This window comes from Brevibacillus sp. WF146, assembly GCF_001673705.2.
GTDB lineage: Bacteria > Bacillota > Bacilli > Brevibacillales > Brevibacillaceae > Brevibacillus > Brevibacillus thermoruber.
On the sequence record NZ_CP109943.1, the window covers coordinates 875,687 to 896,397 of the forward strand.

A 20,711-nucleotide genomic window follows, 5' to 3' on the forward strand; every position below is an offset into this window, starting at 1 on the left:
TTTCCCGGACGGGCAGCGAACCCGCTCCGAACAGAAAATCGGACCCGTCCGCGGGAAGGGACGGGTCCGGGTGGTTCTCACATGGGTGTTCTTCACGGCGTGATCGTTTTCAAGTCGGGGGAGACGATCAGCTTCGGCTGCGTGCAGGCCTGGATGTCGTCGGCGGTGTAGCCTTCCGCCACCTCTGTCAGCACCAGCCCTTCCGGGGTGACATCCAGCACGGCGCGGTCGGTGATGATCCGGTTGACCACCCGTTTGCCGGTCAGCGGCAGGGAGCACTCGTTCAAAATTTTCGGTTCGCCGTGCTTGTTGACGTGCTCCATAATGACGACGATCCGCTTCGCCCCGTGGACCAGGTCCATCGCACCGCCCATGCCCTTGACCATTTTGCCGGGGATCATCCAGTTGGCCAGGTCACCTGCGGCGGAGACTTCCATCGCGCCGAGGATGGCCAGGTCGATGTGGCCGCCGCGGATCATGGCGAACGACTCCGCGCTGGAGAAGTAGGCGGCGCCGGGGATGGCGGTGACCGTTTCCTTGCCGGCGTTGATCAGGTCGGGGTCGATTTCGTCTTCCGTCGGGTAGGGACCGATGCCGAGCAGGCCGTTTTCCGACTGGAGCACGACCGTTTTCCCTTCCGGAATGTAGTTGGCGACGAGGGTGGGCATGCCGATCCCCAGGTTCACATAAAAGCCGTCCTGGATTTCCTGGGCGGCGCGCATCGCAATCTCTTCACGCGTAAGAGCCATCACTGCATCCTCCTTTTAGTGGAATTACTGCCGCACCGTGCGCCGTTCGATCCGTTTTTCAAACGACGGGGCCTGGATCAAACGCTGCACGTAGATGCTGGGGGTGTGAATCTGATCGGGGTCCAGCTCACCTGTTTCGACGATTTCTTCCACTTCGGCGATGGTGATTTTTCCGGCCGCGGCCATCATCGGATTGAAGTTGCGGGCCGTTTTGCGGTAGACGAGGTTGCCCATCTTATCCGCTTTCCATGCCTTGATCAGGGCGAAGTCGCCGGTGATGGCGTGTTCCAGCAGGTACTCCTTGCCGTTGAACACGCGGGTTTCCCTCCCTTCGGCGATCGGGGTGCCGACGCCGGCAGGCGTGTAGAATGCGGGAATGCCGGCCCCGCCGGCCCGGATGCGTTCGGCCAGCGTCCCCTGCGGCGTCAGTTCCACTTCCAGTTCTCCCGAGAGGAACTGCCGCTCAAACTCCTTGTTTTCCCCCACGTAGGACGAGACCATTTTCTTGATCTGCTTCTCCTTGAGCAGAAGACCAAGCCCCCAGTCGTCGACGCCGCAGTTGTTGGAGACGACCGTCAGGTTCTTCACGCCCTTGTCGCGAAGTGCGATGATCAGGTTCTCCGGGATGCCCACCAGACCGAAACCGCCGACCAGCAGGGTGGCGCCGTCGTGGATGTCTTCCACGATTTCCGCATAGGACGAGTAGATCTTTGCCATGAAGCTCACTCCCACCATTCGAAATATTGAGAAAAAGTGACGCATGAAAGCGCTGACAAAAGCGGACTACCTCCATCTTACCAGAAGCGGCGATCGGCTGAAAAGCAGGGGGATTTCCGCCTTTTCCACCATGATACCAGAGCGCGGCGGCGGACGAGAGTAAAAATCGTAAAAATCGACAGAAAAGTGGCGCAAGTAAGAGCCTTTCTGTAAAATATAATGTGCCATTTTCTGTTCATGTTTCGGCATATCGAGTCCGGGGTGGGGGTTGATGGAATGAAAAAATGGATAGGGCTTTCCCTCGCTGCCCTGCTGATTGCCGGGTGCGAAAAACTGGAGGAAAGCGTGGAAAGCCTGAAGCGCCTGGAAGAAGAGGGCGTGATCAAGGTGAAGACGGTCAAAGCCTACACGGTCGAACAGCAGGACGGCCTGACCCAGGAGATCGCCGGAGTGGTGGCACCGCTCAAGGAACTGCCGCTTTCGTTTGGCCGATCGGGCCGGATTGCCACCATTTTTGTGAAAAAGGGCAGCGCGGTCAAGCAGGGCGAGACGCTGGCCGCGCTCGACACGTCCGTGTGGCAGCAGGAGGTGAACGCGGCCCAGGGGCAGGTGGCCAGCGCCGCCATTCGCCGGGCGAAGGCCTTGCAGGGACCGGCGCAGCACGAGGTGGAGGCGCAGAAGATACAGCTCGAAAAGGCCAGGCAGACGGCTGCCCAGGCGGCGGAGGAGCACGCGCGCGGAAAGCTGCTCTACGCCAACGGCGCCATTTCCAAAGACGAGCTGGACAGCCTGGCTCTCCGCGAACGACAGGCGAAGCTGGACCTGGAGGAGCAGCAGATCCGCTACGACAATCTGCTGAAGGGAGCGGACAAGCTGGACGTGGAAGCGGCCAACGCCGAGGTGCAGCAGGCCAGCGTACAGTTGATGCTGGCCCGGCAGGAGGCGGCGGATGCCGTGTTGAAAGCGCCGTTTGCCGGCGTGGTGGCGTCGATATCGCAGGCGGAGTCGGAGCAGACGGGGCCGGGCAGTGAGGTGATGCGCCTGGTGGACACCTCCCGCTGGCTGGTCAAGCTGCAGGTGACCGGCGAGCAGATCGGCAGCTTTGCCGTGGGCAAAACGGTGACGGTGCAGGCGCCGGACGGCACGGAGACGGAGGGGACGGTCAGCTTCGTGGCGCCGGTGATCGATTCCGGGACAGGGACCTATCCGGTGGAGGTGACGATCAGCGGCCAGGAACGCGTCTGGAAAGGAGGCATGACCGTCACCTGCCGCTACCAGGTGAAGCCGAACGGGGGAGTGCTGGTGCCCGCGAGCGGTGTCGGCATCTCCGAAGAGTCCTATTACGTCATGGCGATCAAGGACAACACCGTCAAGAAAACGCCCGTCAAGGTAGGCAATGTGTACGGTCCCTATTACGAAGTCCTGGAAGGGCTGGAGCCGGGCGACCAGATTGTCAGCTCCGGTATCTCCTACGTGGCGGACGGTGAGGTGGTGAAGGTGGCCGATGAGTAACCGCACATTCGCTTCGACGTGGCCGGCGCTGGCCCGGCTGCTGGCGCTCGTCTGCTGCCTGCTGGCCGTCGGCGCCCTTGCCAAGATGGACGTCGCGCTGCTTCCCGACCGCCCCCTGCCGGAGTACGTCATCACCCTGGAGGCGCCCGGTCTGTCGGCGGAAGCCGTGGACGAGTCCGTGACCCGGCCCGTGGAGGATGCCGTCCGCGAACTGGACGCCGGGGTGCACATCAGCTCCGAATCCCGGATGGGAGGGGCGACGCTCACGGTGAAGACGGCGGGACTGCCGGACAGCGGCTACAAAGAGCGGCTGGAGCGCAAACTGCAGGAGGCGGCAGCACGGCTGCCGGTAAACGGCTGGCGTCTCAGCCAGGCCAACCTGGCCGACAGACAGATCGGCCGTTACCTGCTGCACGGTGCGGACGTGCAGACGCTGGCCGACGCGGCCCGCTACGCGGTGTACGACAAACTGGCCGCCATCCCGGGCGTGGCCCGCGTGGAGGTGGAGGACCAAAGCGTCCGGGAAGAGGTGGAGCTGGTGTTTCGCCCCTCCATGCTGCTGACCTACGGCCTGACGCCGGGGGATGTGCTGGGGCAGCTGCGCGGCGTCGGCGCGGACGAGCAGGTGGGCGCCGTCGGAACCGGCGGTGAGCGGATCTCTTTCCAGTGGACGGGCCAACTGTCGGGCCCCCAGGAGCTGGGCCAAAAGCTGATCGCCACGGAGAAGGGATACGTGCCGCTGAAAGAACTGGCCGAGGTGCGCGATTTGCGGGGGAGCAAAGGGGAGGAGGTCACGGTCTATCGCGGCGAACCGGCGGTGGGGATCAGCGTGTTCGCGACGGAAGCGGCGCAGGTTCCCGCCGTCAGGGCCGAAGTGGAGCAGGCCGTGGCCGAGTGGAACGAACAGGCAGCGGGCAGGTACACGCTGGATCCGGTGGAAGACCGGTCACAGGCGCTGAAGGCTGCGCTGCGCGACATCGGCTGGCTTGTGGCCATGGCCGCGTTGGGCGCGGCACTGATGCTCGGCGTTTCGCTCCGCAGCGCGGCGGCCGCCCTGCTGACGCTGTACGCGGCGTGTCTGGCGGTGGGAGCGCTGTTGGGCGGCATGTGGCTGAGCGGTATGCCGCTGACGTTGACCTCGCTCGGCCCGACAGCCGTCTTCGCCCTGCTGTACATCGGGGCGGGAGCGGCACTGATCCATCGGCTGGCCGGAGCGGGGCGACTGTCGCCGCTATTCTGCCTGCGCGAGGCCCGGTCCCTGATGAAGCCGCTGCTGTTGGCCGTCGTCGTCTGTGCCGCCGGCTGGAGCGCGCTGATGGTGACCGACTTTCTCAAAGCGGCCGACCTGCCTCTCCTGTATGACGCGCTGCCGGTTCTCCTGCTGGGGACGCTGTCCATGCTGCTGGTGTACGGGTTTATCGTGCCGGTGCAGGCCGCTCGATGGCTGCCGGACGGCGCGGCGGGCGGACGGACCGCAGAGGGGCGGCTTTCGGCGGGCAGCCTGATGGGCGGCAGAGTGGGCCGCTTCCTGAAGAACCGTTGGGAGCGCTCCGTCGACCAGGGCTTTCTGCCGTACGGGATCACCGTGGCGCTCTCGCTGTCGGCCGTCGTGCTGCTGCATGCGTTTGTCCTGACGGAACCGTACGGGAAAATCGAAGGGCAGGAGAAGACGCTGTCGCTGGAGATGGTCAGGGGCAGCACGCTGGATGAGGCGATTCGGGCCGCCCGGACGGCGGAAGAGCGTCTTCGCGGACTGGAGGAGGTGCGCGACCTGTACACGACAGCCAGTCGGGAGCGGCTTACCTTTCATCTGAAACTGGCCGACAAGAGCCGCTGGACCCGGACGCGGACGGAACTGGAAAAAGAGCTGGACAAACGGCTGCGGGAGATCCCCGGCACCGATCCGTTTGCCCTGGTGCTCTCGGAGGACCAGAAGACGAGACTGGAGTTTACCGTAAAAGGGCCGTCCCTGCACACCGCCCGGGAGATCGCCGGGCAGATGGTCGCCTACTTGCAGGAGCTGCGGTGGACGGATGATGACGGGCGGGAGCTCATCACCGACGAGCGCCTCGGCGAAGGCGGCACGGGGACGTATATCGCCATCCGCCCCAAACCGGAGATGCTCGTCCGCTACCGCGTGACGGAAGAGGAGATCAAGCGGCAGTTGGCCGCCTATCTCGGAAAGCAGCAGGCCGGAACCCTGCATGGAAACACCGGGGCGGTGCCGGTAACCGCCCGCTTTCCCGACAAGTGGATGGAGCACCCCGACCAGGTGAAACACATCTTGATCCGCACGCCGCAGGGAGCCGTCCGTCTGGGCGACCTGACGGAGTGGACGATTGCCGAAGAACCGCCGGTCTACCGCCGCGTCGACGGCATGTACGTGTTCAAGCTGAGCAGCGCCGTCTCCATGCCGGAGTGGATCGAGGGCTTGTCGTTCGGGATTCCGCGCAGCATGGAGGAGAAGATCACCATTCCGGAGGGATACGCCATCCTCAATGCAAATGAATGGCGCAAGCTGGAAGAAGCGGAAGCCGACGAAAAGGACACGGCCGGACGGGTGCTGGCGGTCGCCGGAGCGGCGGCCGCGGTGCTCCTGTTCAGCCTGCTTTTGCACCGGCGGCTGCGGGACGGGGTGGTGGCGCTCGCCCTGCCCGTTTTGGCCGGAGGGGTGACGATCGGGCTGCTCTGGCTGGATCGGCCGCTCAACCTGATGGGCGTGTACGGCATCGCTGCCGCCTGCGCCGTGATGACGCAGCAGGCGCTGATCCATCTGGACGAACTGTTCCGCGCGGGCGGCGTTGCTCCGTCCGTCCTCGACGGGATTCGGGCTGGGACAGGCCGGGCGCTCCGTCCGCTGGTGTGCGTTCTGGCGGCGACGGCCGCCGCCTGTCTGCCGCTGGCGGCTGGGTGGACGGAAGGGGCCGGCCTTCACGCCTCGTTTGCCGCCGCTCTCTTGGCGGGCCTGCTCCTGGCCGCCTACGCCGTTCTCGTCCTCGTGCCGGCGATGCAGCACGCCGCCGAGCAGAGGCTGGCCGGCCGCGCCGGGGTGTCGCTTGCGGAACTGCGCCGCCGGCTGCATGCCTGGTGGGAAAATGAACAGGTCCGCCGCCGGGATGCGCGGGAGCAAAAACGGCAGGAAAAAGAACGATTGGCGAAGCGTGCGGAGGAGGCCGTCCCCGTACGGGACAGGCACGAGCTGACCGAGGAGGATTTTCAGCCGCTGCCGGTGACGGCGCGCGACGCCCAACCGTGACATTCCGCGGCGTGCGCCGCGCGGGTTTCTGGTACAATGGAAGCGGAACATTGACCGCGAAAGGAAGAAGAGCGTGAAGACATTCGTGCGGCTGCTGGACGTGCTGCTGCTGGTCGCCATATTGGCCGGCTTGTACGTTTCGTCGTCCCAGCCTTACTACCAACAGGACATGCGCGGAACCATCTCCCGCTTCATCGACGAACAAGCGGTGGGCGAACGTCTGAAGGACGTGTCGTTCCGCTACGGGAAACAGGAGATCAGCGTGGAGGAGAGCGGCACCGACGGGTTTATCGAATTTTTCCTCCGCAAAGGAACGCATTTTGCCACCTTTGCCCTGCTCGCCCTGATCGGGTACCGCGTGCTGCGCCGCTTTGTACCGTTTGCGGTCGCCCTGCCGTGGAGCGCGTTCTTGACGCTGGCGGTTGCAGTGCTGGACGAGTGGCATCAAACCTTTACGCCGGACAGGACGGGGCAGGTGGCCGACGTGGTGCTGGATGCCAGCGGCGCGTGCATGATGCTGCTGCTGATCGTTCTCGCGAGGGTGCGGCCCGGACAAAAACGGCGTGATAAAAGATGAGCGGCTCATCCATCCTATTACGGAGGAACAGCGAGCCGGACACGGGCCCAAGCGCCCTTCACTCTACCGCTTTTCACCTCTGCCGGCCTGTGTGCTGCGGCAAAGAATAGGCTTTTCAGTATTTGATTTTCTCTGCTATACTTATGAAATGAGGCTTCTGGTAGAGGTTCTCTTACACTTTTGGGAAATGATAAAAGGAGTGCAAACTGAATGGCAGTACAAGTGGGAAGCATCATCGAGGGAAAAGTGACAGCGATTAAACCGTTTGGGATGTTCGTAGCAGTCAGCGAAACCGAGCAGGGGCTGGTCCACATTTCCCAAGTAGCAAACGGTTTTGTAAAGGACATTAACGATCACTTTTCCGTGGGAGATCAGGTGAAGGTAAAAGTACTCTCCATTGATGATGCAGGCAAAATCTCGCTTTCGGTTCGCGCTGCACTGCCTGCGCCGGAGCGCAGCGAACGCGACGAGCGCCGCGGCGGTGGCCATCGCGGAGGAGACCGCGGAGGAAACGCAAGACGGGACAGTTCTGCTTCCTTCGAGGACAAACTGAAGCGTTGGCTGAAGCACAGCGAAGAGAACCTTGCTACCATCAACAAAAAGAACGCCAAACGCGGCTATTAAAGCCTTGTTGATACGGGTTTGACATATCGGGAAGAAGGACCGGACACCGTTCCTTCTTCCCTTTTTGCATTTTCGCCATGCCCGGCAGGCGAGGGAGGCAAAGCGGGGCATCTTATGCAAAACGAACGTCATCAGGACGAGGAGGAGTCAGTGTGGAAACAGGAGACAAAATGGCGTGCGCGCCGTTTTTGGAGGTGCAGCCCGAACCGTCCGTCCAGCCGGGCGTCCGGCTGTACACCGTCACCTATCTCAGCCAGGGATTGCGCGTCAAAGCGCTTCTGGCTGTTCCCGATGCAGAAGCGGCGGAACTTCCGGCGCTGCTGTACTGCCGCGGCGGCATCAAGGGCGTCGGGAGGGTGAGGCCGGAGCGGATCAGCCAGATGGCGTCATTCGGCTACGTGGTGCTGGCTCCGCACTACCGCGGAAGTGAAGGAGGCGAGGGACGGGACGAGTTCGGCGGGGAGGACCGGCACGATGTGTTTGCCGCCTACGAGCTGCTGCGGGCGATGCCGGGTGTGGATCGGACGCGGATCAGCGTCTACGGGTTTTCCCGCGGCGGGATCATGGCGCTGCTGGCGGCGATCGAGTGTCCCGGGCTCCGCGCGGCGGTGGTGTGGGGAGGGGTCAGCGACCTGTTTCTCACCTACGAGGAACGGGTTGACCTGCGGCGCATGCTTCGCCGCGTCGTCGGCCACCCGCGCAAGCAGCCGGAGGCGTATCGCTGGCGGTCGCCCGTCTATCGGGCGGCGGAGATTGTCTGCCCCGTGCTGATCATTCACGGGACAGAGGACCAAAATGTGGGAGTGGAGCACGCCCTTCGCCTGGCGGACGCGCTGCGGCGGTACGGCAAACCCTGCGAGCTGTGGCTGGTGGACGGAGCCAGCCACCTGTTCCAGGGAGAGCGGATGGAGACGTACACCCGGCGGATGTTTGCCTGGCTGGACAGCGTTACCCGGGATTAAGCGCTGCCCTCGAGGGCGCGCGGCTGGATCGGGAGGGAGATGACGATTTCCGTCCCTTCTCCCACTTTGCTGAAAATGCGCATGTCGCCGCCGTGGTTTTCCACCATGCGCCGGGTGATCGGCAGCCCCAGGCCGGTGCCGTCCTCCTTGAGCGAGAAGAACGGATCGAAAATCCGGCCCAGATGCTCCGGCGGGATGCCTTCGCCGGTGTCGCGGATGTGGATGTTCACATGGGTCTCGTCCACCCGGCTTTCCACGGTGAGGACGCCGCCCTGCCGCATCGCTTCGATGCTGTTTTTCATCAGGTTGAGCAAGATCTGTTTCAACTGCTCCACGTCCACCGGCATGCGGGTCTCCTTGTCGCAGAGGTCGACAATTTCGATGCCGTGCAGCGTCGCTTCCGCCTTCATCAGCGGGAGAATCGAGTCCAGCACCTGGGCCAGCGCCACTTCCCGGTAGTTGGGCTGTGACGGCTTGGAGAGCATCAGCAGTTCCGTCACGATCCGGTTGACCCGCTCGATCTCCTGCAGGATGAGCGGCAGGTAGTGGCGGTCGCGCTCCTCGTCGGGGAGGCGCTGCTGGAGCAGTTGAATAAAGCCGTAGATGACGGTCAACGGGTTGCGGATTTCGTGGGCGGCGCCGGCCGCCAACTGGCCGACCATGGCCAGCTTTTCCGACTGGTGCAGGTACGCCTGCACCTTTTCCTGTTCCGTGATGTCGGTAAAGGTGACCATCCACCCCGCTTCCCGGTTGTACTGGTTCCGAAGCGGCACGTAGGAGACCAGCGCGGTGAACGAACTGCCGTCCTGCTTGTACAGGGTGATCTTCCGGTTTTCGAACCACGGCGCCTCGTCCGTGTCCGGCGATTGTTCCCAGACGGTGGGATCGTCGGTCTGCGGGAAGTAGTTCTTGTCCAGTTGAACCAGCTCGTTCGCCTTTTGATTGATGTGCACCCAGGCGGAGTGATAGTGGCGGGTGATCACCCCGACCGGCAGCGAGTTCAGGATCTGCTCGCGCACGTTTTTCTCCTCTTCCAGGACCAGGCGGCGGGCTTCATCCTGCTGAAACAGGCGGGCGATGTTGCTCGACATCCGGTTGAACTCCTGCGCCAGCTCGTAAAACTCATCCCGGGTGCTGTAGATGATCTGCTGCCCGAACGTGCCTTTGGACACCTCGCGCACCTGCCGGATCAGCGATTGGATCGGCCGGAGCAGCTCTTTGCGGAAGTAGAACGTGCAGAACAGTCCGAACAGGATGGCGGCCACGGAGACGGAATAGGTGAGGATCAGGGAGACTTTCAGGCTCTCGTTGGTCCGCTGAAACTCCTTGTTCGTCTGGAACTCCAGCCGGTTGAGCGAAAAGGTGAGCTGCTTTTCCAGCTTGTCGATGCGCGGCTGCACTTCCTGGGAGAGGACGTAGCTGACCGCCTCCACGTTGTTGGCTTTCAGCAGCGGGTTGATTTTGTTCAAGAACAGAAAATCCAGTTCGCTGATCGATTCGATGATGGCAAACAGGTCGCTGTTGGCGTCCGTCTTGGGAATGGATTCGAAGCGGGACGTGTCGATCAGATTGGTGTAGTACTCGTCCAGATAGGACGGCTCCCGGGTGATGGTGTACATTTTCAGCGCGTACGTTTTCATGTACAACTGGTTTTTGACGTCAAGCAGGCCGCTCGCCTGCGGCAGCACGTTCTGCGTCAGGTGTGTCTCGTCCGTGGTGACTTTGGTCATCTGGTAGCTGAACAGCGTGGTGACACAGCCGATCAGAAGCATCATGACAAGGTAACTGAGCATCATTTTTTTCTGAAACCCCAAGTTTCGAAACGGAGACATGTAGACTATCCTCCACCTATTGCTGGCGATGATGAGTAAGGCGTTCAAATTCCTGCTGCATCTCGTCGCGTATCTCCGGCGGCACCATCGGGCCAAACGGGCTGAAACGGTTTACGCCCTCGGCGAGACCGTAGGTGACCTTTCCGGCGGGAAGTTTGCCGGCGGTGTACTGGGCCATGATGGTTCGGTAGCACTGCCGGACGTCCTGAATCAGCGAGGCGAGCACGTGGTTGGGGGCGATGTAGCGCTGGTCGGCAATGTAGCCGATGGCGTAGATGTCGGCCCGCTGCGCTTCCGTGATGACCGCCAGATTGTAGCTGTCGCCGGTCGTGTAGATCACGTCCACGCCTTTGGCAATCATGCTCCGGGCGGCCCGGGTGGCACCCGCCACGTCGTTGAAATCAGGCACTTTCTCGACGATCACCTGCGTGCGCGGGCTTGTTTTCTTGACCCCCTCCTGGAAGCCTTCCCATTGATCGTACTCGGTCGGTTTGTCCGTCATGATATAGCCGACCTTGCGGGTCTTGGTCATGGTGGCGGCCAGTTTCCCGACGAGAAAGCCGGCCGGTTTCATATCGTAGCGAATCGTCGTCTGGTTGGGATGGACCGCTTCCCCGTTGAAGGAGACAAAACGCGTCTCCGGGTAGAAGGGAGCGACCTTGGTAAACGGCTCGGAAAAAATGACGCCGTGACCGAAGATCAGATCGAAGCCGTTGGAGGCGTACTGCTGCGTCACGGCTGTAAGCTGGTCCGGCTTCAGATTGCTGGCGACTTCCAGGGAAAACCCGTACGTTTTCTTCAATTCCGTCAGGCTCTCCAGCGCGCTGCTGTTCCAGCCCTGATCGTACGTGGGCCCTTCCAAAAGGAGCGCCACCCGCAGCTTGTTCTTGGAACTGCCGGTTTCGTTGAACTGCTGCAGGTGTGTCATGCTGGTCATAAACTGGCTGGTGATCAAGAGGAGCAGGGCGATGACCAGGCCCACGAACAGGGCGGAAAACGGCTGCAGTTTGGGCATGACTCGTTCCTCCCGAAAAAACAAACGTAATTGAACACACTTCTACAGTACAGGCCAAAAATCCTTCCTTTGGAAAAAAGAAGAAAGCCCGGCGCAAAATGGCGCGGGCTTGGCGATACGTTCGGCCTATGGGCTAGAAGCGATGGCCCCGGTGCAGCGCGTTCTGGTTTTCCGTCGCATGTGCGGCGTGAGGAGCCAGCGGAACGGGCGAGTACGGAGCGGCGTAAGGGTTGTGGTACTGGTTCAGCGACTGCAGCGCTTCGGGGGAGATGTGCCCCTGGAAGACGAGAGCGGCAGGGGATACCTGGTTGTTGAAGGCCGTCGTCTTTTCGTTGTAGGGAAGCGGGTTGACGTTGACGTACGCCTGCCCCCCTTGGGCGGGAGCGGGACTCGGGTATGAGCCGAGCGACTGGATCGCCTGCGGGGGAATTTGCCCGTGGAAGGCAAGAGCGGCGGGAGAAACCTGATTGTGGTAGGCCGTCATCTGTTCAGAGTAGGCGGGATGGCTGATGTACGCCTGCCGTGTCCCTTCGGGGGAAGGCTGCGGCAGGGGAAAAAACGGCGCCTGCTCGGGGCGGGCGTAGGGCGAGTATTGATTGTGCTGCATCGTTGCATCTCCTCCGATAAGATTCGTGTAAGATTCGTCGCATCGAGGCAAGAAGAGGCTGCCTGCCTTTCAAAGTATGTCCAACCGTCCGCGGAACATGCGGCGGGGAATGGGCCGCGTCCGCTCGGGGAACGATAACGGGGAACGCCGATGACACCGGCAATACGTTGGGTAAAGGAGGATCCTCATGGAAAAGGACATTGTGGAAATTCCCCAGGTGGACATCCCGGACGAGTTCACGCAGGTGGAGCTGCCGGAGATCGGCGAGACCACGCCTCATCCGAAACCGGGCAGCCCGCTCGCCTCTGTGGGAGATGCGGAGCGGCCGACCGGCTTTACCGCCGGCCGATAGGGGACATGACGGGCCGTTCGACAAAAACAGCCAATTTCTTTCGTGGACAAGTCCTGCGTTTTCTGTAAAAGTTAAAAGAGAAAGTGCGAGACCGTTCAAGGGGGAAAAGGTGCGTGGCCCGTTTGTTGATTGTGGACGATGCGGCGTTTATGAGACGGATGCTGGCCGACATGGTGGCCGGCGAGCATGAGGTGTGCGGGGAAGCCGCCAACGGGATGGAAGCGATCGCCAAGTACAAGGAGCTGAAACCGGACATCGTCACCATGGACATCAGCATGCCCGAGATGCAGGGCATAGACGCGATGCGCGAGATTCTGGCGTACGACAGGGAGGCACGGGTGCTGATCTGCTCCGCGATCGGCCACCGTCAAAAAGTGCTGGAAGCGATGAAGTCGGGCGCGCGGGACTTTCTCGTCAAGCCGTTTCAAAAAGAACAGGTGCTGGATGCGATTTCGCGATTGCTGTAAGGGGACACGGCCGCCTTTTCCGCAGGGAAGGACGGCCGTTTTTGAGGCGTCCGTGATCGGTTCTCACCCCATGTCTGGTTTTATATCTTCTTGAAAAAACTGAAAATTCAATATAATGTTAAGGACAGCGGGATTGATTCGGGGAGCGGAGGGTGGAGGATGCATGATTGAGGAAAGCGTTTCACTGCGCATGTGGAAACGTTTTGTTCAAGAAGGTGTATTGGACTCGGCGCGACTCAACAAACGAATCTCGGAATCGTGGCATCGCTGCAAGAACGGGAAAGTCAATCCGTACGAGGGAAAAGGGAGGATGATCCTGGAGGGAGAAGCCTGGGAGCTGCAAAAGGAAAAAGGCCGCCGCCTCCTGGAGCTGACCTTGCCGCAGATCAGCCGGCTGTCTCCGTTTATTCGCGATGTGGGCATGATTGCCCTGGTGATCGATCCGGAAGGCTACGTGCTCAGTATGCAGGGAGAACAGCGAACGCTTCGGGAGGCGCACGCGATCAATTTTCGGGAAGGCGTTCGCTGGACGGAGGACGAGGTGGGCACCAATGCGATCGGCACGGCGCTCATGGCGGGCGAGCCGATCATGATCAACGGTACGGAGCACTATTCGGTCGCGTCTCACTCCTGGAGCTGTTCGGCGGCACCGATCCGGGACGGAAACGGAACCTTGATCGGGGTGGTGGATGTCTCCGCTCCGTTGGCCCGCAGCCATCCCCAGATGATGGCCACGGTCTCCTCGCTGGCCTGCTTGATCGAGCAGGAGTGGATGAAAGAGAGGCAGCGGGATGAACTGGAACTGATGCGGTTGGCGGTGGAGGAGCCGGACGAAGGGGAGCGCCTCTGGGTCGTCTGCAATCAGGATCAGCGGGTGGTGTACGCCAGCCGCGGCGTCCGGCAGGCGATGCGCGGCTGGGCGGAAGCGCCCCGCGAACATGTGCGGGAAGCCGGCTTTCGGGAAGGCTTTCAGATCCCCGTGTTCTCGCTGCGGCACGGAGGGCTGATCGGATACCGGATCGAACTGATCCGCAGCGAGACCCGGGTCCGTCCGCATGCGACCGGCCGTGCCGTCTCCCGGGTCCGGTTTCGCGGAGAGGCAGGCACGAGCCGCGCCTTTCAGTTCACCCTGCGCGAAGTCGAACGGATTGCCCCATCGGACGGCAATGTCGTGATCTATGGAGAGAGCGGTACGGGGAAGGAATTGATCGCCCGGGCGATTCACGACAGCAGTCCGCGGGCGGAGGGACCGTTTGTGGCGGTGAACTGCGGAGCGGTGCCGCGCGAGCTGATGGAAAGCGAATTGTTCGGGTACGAAGAGGGCGCTTTTACCGGAGCCCGGCGCCGCGGCTACAGAGGGAAGCTGGCTCAGGCGGACGGCGGCACGCTGTTTTTGGATGAGATCGGCGAGATTCCGCACGCGATGCAGGTGGCGCTGTTGCGGGTGCTGCAGGAACGGAAGGTCACCCCGATCGGGAGCGCGGAGGAGATCCCGGTGAACGTCCGCGTCATCGCCGCCACCCACCGCAATCTGCGTCAACTGGTGAAGGAAGGAACGTTTCGGGAGGATTTGTATTACCGGCTGCACGTGCTGCCGGTCACGGTTCCGCCGCTGCGGGCACGAAAAGAGGATATCCCGTTTCTCATCCGTCACTATTGCGGCCAGAACGGCTTTGCGCTTGAACTGCCGGTAGACGTGATGGAGGAGCTGCTTGCCTATGACTGGCCGGGGAATATCCGGGAACTGTTCAACGTGCTGGAACGGATGAGGGTTTCGCCACGCGAAGAATGGAAGCGCTTTCTGTCGGAGGCGGTTCAGCCGGAATGTTCACCGGGTCTGCCCCCGCAATCCGCAGCGACGCCCCCTTCCCCGCGCCCCCCGCTCACGTTTCGGGAGCAGTTGGAGAAGAACGCGATCGTCCGGGCGCTGGAAAAGAGCAACGGGAGCGCTTCAGCGGCGGCGGAGATGCTGGGCATCCCCCGCAGCACGTTTTACCGGAAGCTGAAAAAGTATCAGTTGTAGCTGCAAGGAGGAACCCAATGAATCCAATGCCGGTCATCCGCATGCTCAATACGGCCGCATCCATCCAATCCGGGGACGTTCTGGTTCCGTTCAGCATAGACGAAGCCTACGCCCGGCTGGCGGCGCGGGAAACAGAACCGGTGCCGCCACTCGTCCATCTCTGGAGGCATCGGCGGGCGATGGTGCTGGGAGCGCGGGACGCGAAGCTGCCGAATGCGGCTCTGGCAGTCCGGCTGCTGCGGGAGCGGGGGTGCCAGACGGCCGTCAGGCACTCGGGCGGAGCGGCGGTTCCGCTCGACGGCGGGGTCGTGAACCTGTCGTTGGTCATGCCCGCTCCCGCCCATGATTTAACCCCCGAACCGCATTTCGAGCGCATGGCGGCCTTGATTCGAGAGGCCCTTGGCACGACGGGACAGCGGGTGCAAACAGGAGAAGTGGAGGGAGCCTACTGTCCCGGTTCCTACGATCTCAGCATCGACGGCTTCAAATTCTGCGGGATTGCCCAGCGGCGTCTCACGCGCGCGGTCGTCGTGCAGGCGTTTGTCCTGACGGAAGGGAGCGGCCGCACATACGGCGAGGCGGCGCGAGACTTTTACCGGATGGCCGGGGAAGGCGCGACGGCAGGCGCCTTTCCCCGCGTGGTGCCGGAGCGGATGGCCAGCCTGAGCGAACTGGGCATGAGCGGGGGAGCAGGCGCATTTGCCGGTCGGGTGCGGGACGTGCTGGCCGGGCTGGGGACGGTGGAGGAGATGAACGCCTGCCCCGCCTCGCTGGAAGCAGACGTGAAGCGGTCGCTTGCCGCGCTGAGGGCGCGAAACGGCAGCGTCGGTTTGACATGAACCGGCGTTTTTTTGTGTCCGCACGCACACCGCGCCTGAGACAAAACGGGACGATTTGGGAACGTGTCCCATCCGGTGCCGCTCGGTGCGGAAGCGGGGAGCGGCGGCGCAGAGGAAAATCCGCGCCGCCGCTCGCTTTTTGCGCGACCTTCCGGCTGGCACGGGGGTTGCAATCAGTCAGGAGGCACGAGCGGTTTCGCTGCCAGGAAATCACGATGGGAGGCGTAAGCGATGAAAGCGACACAAGCGGAAGAACAGGTATTGTCCAGCGAACAGGCGAGATGGATGTACCGGAAGATGGTGGAGATCCGGCAGTTCGAAGATGCGGTTCACCTGCTGTTCGGGCAGGGCAAACTGCCGGGCTTCGTTCATCTGTACGCGGGAGAGGAAGCGATCGCGGTAGGGGTTGGCGCCCACTTGAACCAGCAGGACAGCATCACCAGCACGCACCGCGGCCACGGTCACTGCATCGCCAAGGAATGCGACCTGAACGGCATGATGGCGGAGCTGTACGGCAAAGCCACCGGTCTGTGCAAAGGGAAAGGCGGGTCGATGCACATCGCCGATCTGGACAAAGGCATGCTCGGCGCGAACGGAATCGTGGGAGGAGGATTCCCGCTCGCCTGCGGCGCGGCGCTGACGGCCAAGGTGAAAAAGAGCGGCGCGGTCAGCGTGTGTTTCTTCGGCGACGGAGCCAACAATCAGGGAACCTTCCATGAAGGCCTGAACCTGGCCGCCATCTGGAAGCTGCCGGTCGTCTTCGTGGCGGAAAACAACGGGTATGCGGAGGCAACCCCGTTCACGTACGCCTCGAGCTGTACCCGTATCGCCGATCGTGCAAGCGGTTACAACATGCCCGGCGTGGTCGTCGACGGCAAGGACGTGCTGGCCGTTTACCGGGCGGCGGGAGAAGCGATTGCCCGCGCCCGCAGAGGCGAAGGTCCCACGCTGATCGAGTGCATCACCTACCGCAATTACGGCCATTTCGAAGGAGACGCCCAAAAGTACAAAACGGAGGAAGAGAAGGCCGAACATCTCAACGAACGGGATGCCATCGCCCTGTTCCGCAGGCACCTTCTCGCCACGCAGACGCTGACCGCCGACGAGATCAGCGGCATCGAGCGCGACGTGGAAGCGGCCGTGCAGGAGGCGATCCGGTTCGCGGAGGAAAGCCCGTATCCGGATGCGAGCGAACTCCTGACCGACGTGTATGTGTCCTACTAAGGAAGGAGGATGTAATCATGACGAGAAAAATCAGCTTTTCTGCCGCCATCAACGAAGCGATGAAGCTGGCCATGCGGGCCGACGAAAACGTCATCCTGCTCGGTGAAGACGTGGCCGGAGGCGCGCAGGTGGACCATCTGCAGGATGACGAAGCCTGGGGAGGCGTGCTCGGCGTGACCAAGGGACTGGTGCAGGAGTTTGGCCGTGAGCGGGTGCTGGACACGCCGATTACGGAAGCGGGCTTTATCGGAGCGGCCATGGGAGCCGCGGCGACCGGCCTGCGTCCGATCGCGGAACTGATGTTCAACGACTTTATCGGCAGTTGTCTCGACATGGTGATGAACCAGGGGGCCAAGTTCCGCTACATGTTCGGCGGCAAGGCGCAGGTGCCCGTCACGATTCGGACCATGCACGGCGCGGGCTTTGGCGCCGCCGCCCAGCACTCCCAAAGCCTGTACTCGATGTTTACCCACATTCCGGGCATCAAGGTGGTCGTCCCGTCCACCCCGTACGACGCCAAAGGGCTGCTGCTCGCTTCCATCGCGGACAACGACCCGGTGATTTTCTTTGAAGACAAGACGCTGTACAACACCACCGGTGACGTGCCGGAAGAGTATTACACCCTCCCGCTCGGCAAGGCGGACATCAAACGGGCCGGCAGCGACGTGACGATCGTGGCCATCGGCAAGCAGGTCCAGACGGCGCTGCAGGCGGCCGAGCGACTGGCCAAAAAAGGCGTCGAGGCAGAGGTGGTGGACCCGCGCACGCTCTCGCCGCTGGACGAAGACACCATCCTCGCGTCGGTCGCCAAGACCAATCGCCTGATCGTGATCGACGAAGCCAATCCGCGATGCAGCATTGCAACCGATATCGCGGCCTTGGTGGCGGACAAGGGGTTCGATACACTGGATGCGCCGATCAAGCGGATCACCGCGCCGCATACCCCGGTGCCGTTCTCGCCGGTCCTGGAGGAATTGTATCTGCCTTCGCCCCAAAAAGTGGTGGAGGCCGTCTCGGAACTGATCGGAGACGCTTCCATCGCGGCAGTGTCGTAATCGCTGCGGAATGGTGGCGGAGCCCGCTGGCCGTCCTGATCACCGGAGAGAGCGGGACCGGCAAGGAACTGTACGCCCGGGAGCGTCCGGTTCGGCGCGGCAGCCGCGCCGGGGGCTCCCGGCTCGTTTCTGGGTGACTTTGAAGCAGGGAGAGGAGAGATCGGCTTGGCTCATGAAGTGATCATGCCCAAACTGGGCATGGCGATGGTGGAGGGAACCGTCATCGCCTGGAAAAAACGGGCGGGCGATGCCGTGAAAAAGGGAGAGGGCATCGTCGAGATCAGCTCGGAAAAAATCGAAATGGAAGTGGAAGCACCGGCCGATGGCGTCCTGCTGCGCATTGACGTTGCCGAGGGAGGCGTCGTTCCCTACGGCACGGTGCTGGGCGTGGTAGGCCAACCGAACGAGACGGCAGCGGCAGTGCCCGCGGCGGTGTCGGCCGCTGCGCAGGTGGAATCGGCCGCGTCGCTGGCGGCTGCGGAGCCGACGACGTCTGCGACAGCCGCGACAGGAGCACCGGCTGCAGGAGGAGCAACGGTGTTGGCAGAAGGAGCACCGGTGTTGGCAGGAGGAGCACCGGCCCGGTCGCGGGAGGGCGTCAAGATTTCGCCCGTGGCCCGCAAAATGGCGGAAGAGGCCGGGCTGGACTACACGAACATCGCCGGATCGGGTCCGCAGGGACGCATTACCAAGGAAGATATCGAGGCGGTGCTGGCGACGAGGGAGAACGAAGGAAACGCGCCGGCCGGGCAGGCAGCGGCGGACGAGGGGCCAATTGGTGAAACGGGTGCCGAACACATCCCGGTGACGGGAATGCGCAGGGTGATTGCCGAGCGGATGCAAAACAGCCTGATGCAGAGCGCCCAGCTCACCATGACGGCGCATGCCGATGTGACGGACTTGCTGCGGATGAAGGAACAGGTGTCGGGCGAACTGCAGGACCGCTACGGTGTGAAGCTGACCGTCACCGATTTGATCGCCAGGGCGGCGGTGCTGGCCCTGTCACGCCGCAAGGAGATGAACAGCGCGTTTCTCGGCGATCGCATCGAGCGGTACGAGGAGGTTCATCTGGGCATCGCCGTCGCTCTGGAAAAAGGACTGGTGGTGCCGGTCATCAGGCGGGCCGGGAAGCTGTCGCTTGCCGAACTGTCCAGGGAGATCAAGTCGCTGGGGGTTCGCGCCCGCCAAAACCAGCTCGCGCCGGATGAGATGAAAGGCTCCACCTTCACCATCACCAATCTGGGCGGATACGGTGTGGAAACCTTTACCCCGATCCTCAACCCTCCGGAGACGGGTATTCTCGGTGTCGGGGCCGTGAGGGATACGCCTGTCTTCGTCGGCGACGAACTTGTGCGGCGAAGCATGCTGCCGCTTTCGCTCACCTTTGATCATCGGGTGCTGGACGGCGCTCCGGCAGCGGCATTCCTGGCGGCGGTGAAGCGCTATCTCGAAGAGCCGTACAGCCTGCTGCTCTAGGGAGGACACCCACATGCAAAACGTTGCGATTATTGGCGGAGGCCCGGCAGGGTACGTGGCGGCCATCACCGCCGCACGCCTGGGGAAACGGGTGTTCCTGATCGAGGAAAAGGAACTGGGCGGCACCTGTCTGAACGAAGGCTGCATGCCGACCAAAGCGCTGCTGGAGTCGGCAGAGATGTACCAGCATGTTCAGCGCGCCGGCCGCTTCGGCATCGACGTGCCGGCGGAAGCGGCCCGCGTCAACTGGAAAAACGTGCAGGCGTACAAGCAGGGCATTGTGCGCAGGCTGACCAGCGGGGTTCATCACTTGATGAAGAAAAACCAGGTGCAGGTCATACGCGGGAAGGCGGCATTCATCGACGAGCACCGGCTGCGCATTGAGCGGACGGACGGTGAACAGCGGCTGGAAGCGGACCGCTTTCTCATCGCCAGCGGCGCGGAGCCCGTCGCCCTGCCGTTTGCGCCGTTCGATGGCGAGTGGATCCTGCACAGCGGTCACGCCATGTCGCTTGACGCGGCCCCGCCCGTGCTTCTGATCGTGGGCGGCGGCGTGATCGGCTGTGAATTCGCTTCGCTGTACGGGCGGATGGGGAGCAAAGTGATCGTCGTCGAGATGGCAGACCAACTGCTGCCCGGCGAAGATGCCGACATTGCCGCCGTCCTGGAGCGGGGATTGAAGCAATCGGGGGTCACCGTCCATCTGGGCAGCCGTGTGGAAGCGCTGGATCACACGACGAGAACTGCGCGGGTACGCACACCGGCGGGCCTGATCGAGGTCGCCGCAGATGCCGTTCTCGTGGCCATCGGACGCAGGCCCCGGGTGGCCGGTCTGGGATTGGAACGGATCGGGGTGCGCGTCACTTCGCGCGGGATCGAGGTGAACGAGCGGATGCAGACCAACCTGCCGCACATTTTCGCGGCGGGCGATGCGATCGGGGGGATCCAGCTCGCCCATGTGGCGTTTCATGAAGGAGAGGTGAGCGCCGTCAACATCTGCGGAGGGGACCGCACCGTCCATTACCGCGCGGTGCCGCGCTGCATCTACACCTCGCCGGAAGTGGCCTCTGTCGGACTGACAGAGCGGCAGGCGCGGGAAGCCTACGGGGAGATCCTGGTCGGCGAGTTTCCCTTTGCGGCCAACGGCAGGGCGCAGATCTTGCAGGAGACAGCCGGCAAGGCAAAGGTCATGATCGAACCCCGCTATCATGAAATCGTGGGGATTTCCCTGGTGGGGCCGCGGGCAACCGAATTGATCGGCCAGGCCGCGCTGCTGCTGCACACGGAAATGACAGCCGAGGCGGCGGAGAACGTGATCGCGCCTCATCCGACGCTGTCCGAAACGCTCTGGGAGGCGGTTCGGGGCGGGATCGGCCAGGCTGTTCACGGATGACGTCAAGCAGGTCATCGCTGCCAGGCAGGCA

General features: G+C 62.6%; 18 protein-coding genes. 13 read left to right on the forward strand and 5 right to left on the reverse strand.

Translation table 11 applies throughout. From position 1 onward, the window contains the following. Positions 1-92: 92 nt before the first annotated feature. Together A6764_RS04220 and A6764_RS04225 are read right to left on the reverse strand one after the other, a co-directional pair. On the reverse strand, positions 93-749 hold the full coding sequence (locus A6764_RS04220) for a CoA transferase subunit B (protein ID WP_065067268.1): 657 nt from the start codon (positions 747-749) through the stop codon (positions 93-95). A gap of 24 nt (positions 750-773) precedes the next feature. Next, on the reverse strand, positions 774-1,466 hold the full coding sequence (locus A6764_RS04225; RefSeq protein ID WP_029098260.1) for a CoA transferase subunit A: 693 nt from the start codon (positions 1,464-1,466) through the stop codon (positions 774-776). A gap of 276 nt (positions 1,467-1,742) precedes the next feature. Here A6764_RS04225 and A6764_RS04230 point away from each other — a divergent pair, with 276 nt between their 5' ends. The 5 genes from A6764_RS04230 to A6764_RS04250 all read left to right on the forward strand — a co-directional run bounded on the left by A6764_RS04230 (position 1,743) and on the right by A6764_RS04250 (position 8,397). Beyond that, the gene (locus A6764_RS04230; RefSeq protein WP_264622414.1) at positions 1,743-2,978 is read left to right on the forward strand and encodes an efflux RND transporter periplasmic adaptor subunit; all 1,236 of its coding nucleotides are present in this window, start codon (positions 1,743-1,745) and stop codon (positions 2,976-2,978) included. Continuing rightward, a complete protein-coding gene (locus A6764_RS04235; RefSeq protein WP_264622415.1) occupies positions 2,971-6,234 on the forward strand; it encodes an efflux RND transporter permease subunit in 3,264 nt (1,087 codons plus the stop codon). The genes A6764_RS04230 and A6764_RS04235 overlap by 8 nt, the downstream gene beginning before the upstream one ends. A gap of 73 nt (positions 6,235-6,307) precedes the next feature. Next, complete coding sequence (locus tag A6764_RS04240) at positions 6,308-6,811, forward strand: VanZ family protein (RefSeq protein ID WP_065067264.1); 504 nt, start codon at positions 6,308-6,310, stop codon at positions 6,809-6,811. A 210-nt stretch (positions 6,812-7,021) separates the two neighbouring features. Continuing rightward, positions 7,022-7,435: a S1 RNA-binding domain-containing protein gene (locus tag A6764_RS04245; RefSeq protein WP_029098263.1), complete on the forward strand. Its 414-nt coding sequence runs from the start codon at positions 7,022-7,024 to the stop codon at positions 7,433-7,435. Positions 7,436-7,605: 170 nt separating this feature from the next. Beyond that, on the forward strand, positions 7,606-8,397 hold the full coding sequence (locus tag A6764_RS04250; protein WP_065067266.1) for an alpha/beta hydrolase family protein: 792 nt from the start codon (positions 7,606-7,608) through the stop codon (positions 8,395-8,397). Here A6764_RS04250 and A6764_RS04255 read toward each other — a convergent pair. From A6764_RS04255 to A6764_RS04265, 3 genes are all read right to left on the reverse strand, one after another. After that, positions 8,394-10,229, reverse strand: a complete 1,836-nt coding sequence (locus tag A6764_RS04255) for a sensor histidine kinase (RefSeq protein WP_065067263.1) — start codon at positions 10,227-10,229, stop codon at positions 8,394-8,396. The two genes, A6764_RS04250 and A6764_RS04255, sit on opposite strands and share 4 nt — an antisense overlap. Positions 10,230-10,245: 16 nt before the next feature. After that, on the reverse strand, positions 10,246-11,244 hold the full coding sequence (locus A6764_RS04260; protein ID WP_029098266.1) for a BMP family ABC transporter substrate-binding protein: 999 nt from the start codon (positions 11,242-11,244) through the stop codon (positions 10,246-10,248). A gap of 133 nt (positions 11,245-11,377) precedes the next feature. Continuing rightward, positions 11,378-11,851 carry a hypothetical protein gene (locus tag A6764_RS04265; RefSeq protein WP_035299443.1) on the reverse strand — a complete coding sequence of 158 codons (474 nt, stop codon included), beginning with the start codon at positions 11,849-11,851 and terminating at the stop codon, positions 11,378-11,380. 187 nt (positions 11,852-12,038) lie between these two features. Between A6764_RS04265 and A6764_RS04270 the strand changes: the two genes are divergently transcribed. The 8 genes from A6764_RS04270 (at position 12,039) to lpdA (ending at position 20,680) form a co-directional block, all read left to right on the forward strand. After that, a complete protein-coding gene (locus A6764_RS04270) occupies positions 12,039-12,203 on the forward strand; it encodes a hypothetical protein (RefSeq protein WP_176703286.1) in 165 nt (54 codons plus the stop codon). Positions 12,204-12,316: 113 nt separating this feature from the next. Then, positions 12,317-12,670, forward strand: a complete 354-nt coding sequence (locus A6764_RS04275; RefSeq protein ID WP_029098268.1) for a response regulator — start codon at positions 12,317-12,319, stop codon at positions 12,668-12,670. 163 nt (positions 12,671-12,833) lie between these two features. After that, positions 12,834-14,693 (forward strand): sigma-54-dependent Fis family transcriptional regulator, encoded by a 1,860-nt coding sequence (locus tag A6764_RS04280; protein WP_264622416.1) that lies wholly within the window; start codon positions 12,834-12,836, stop codon positions 14,691-14,693. A gap of 17 nt (positions 14,694-14,710) precedes the next feature. Then, positions 14,711-15,532 carry a lipoate--protein ligase family protein gene (locus A6764_RS04285; protein WP_264622417.1) on the forward strand — a complete coding sequence of 274 codons (822 nt, stop codon included), beginning with the start codon at positions 14,711-14,713 and terminating at the stop codon, positions 15,530-15,532. Between the two features lie 231 nt (positions 15,533-15,763). After that, positions 15,764-16,756: a thiamine pyrophosphate-dependent dehydrogenase E1 component subunit alpha gene (locus A6764_RS04290; RefSeq protein ID WP_029098271.1), complete on the forward strand. Its 993-nt coding sequence runs from the start codon at positions 15,764-15,766 to the stop codon at positions 16,754-16,756. 17 nt (positions 16,757-16,773) lie between these two features. Further along, entirely contained in the window at positions 16,774-17,811 is a 1,038-nt protein-coding gene (locus A6764_RS04295; RefSeq protein WP_065067261.1) for an alpha-ketoacid dehydrogenase subunit beta, read from the forward strand. 165 nt (positions 17,812-17,976) lie between these two features. Further along, on the forward strand, positions 17,977-19,287 hold the full coding sequence (locus tag A6764_RS04300) for a dihydrolipoamide acetyltransferase family protein (protein ID WP_264622418.1): 1,311 nt from the start codon (positions 17,977-17,979) through the stop codon (positions 19,285-19,287). Positions 19,288-19,300: 13 nt separating this feature from the next. Next, a complete protein-coding gene (gene lpdA / locus A6764_RS04305) occupies positions 19,301-20,680 on the forward strand; it encodes a dihydrolipoyl dehydrogenase (RefSeq protein WP_065067258.1) in 1,380 nt (459 codons plus the stop codon). Positions 20,681-20,711 lie beyond the last annotated feature (31 nt).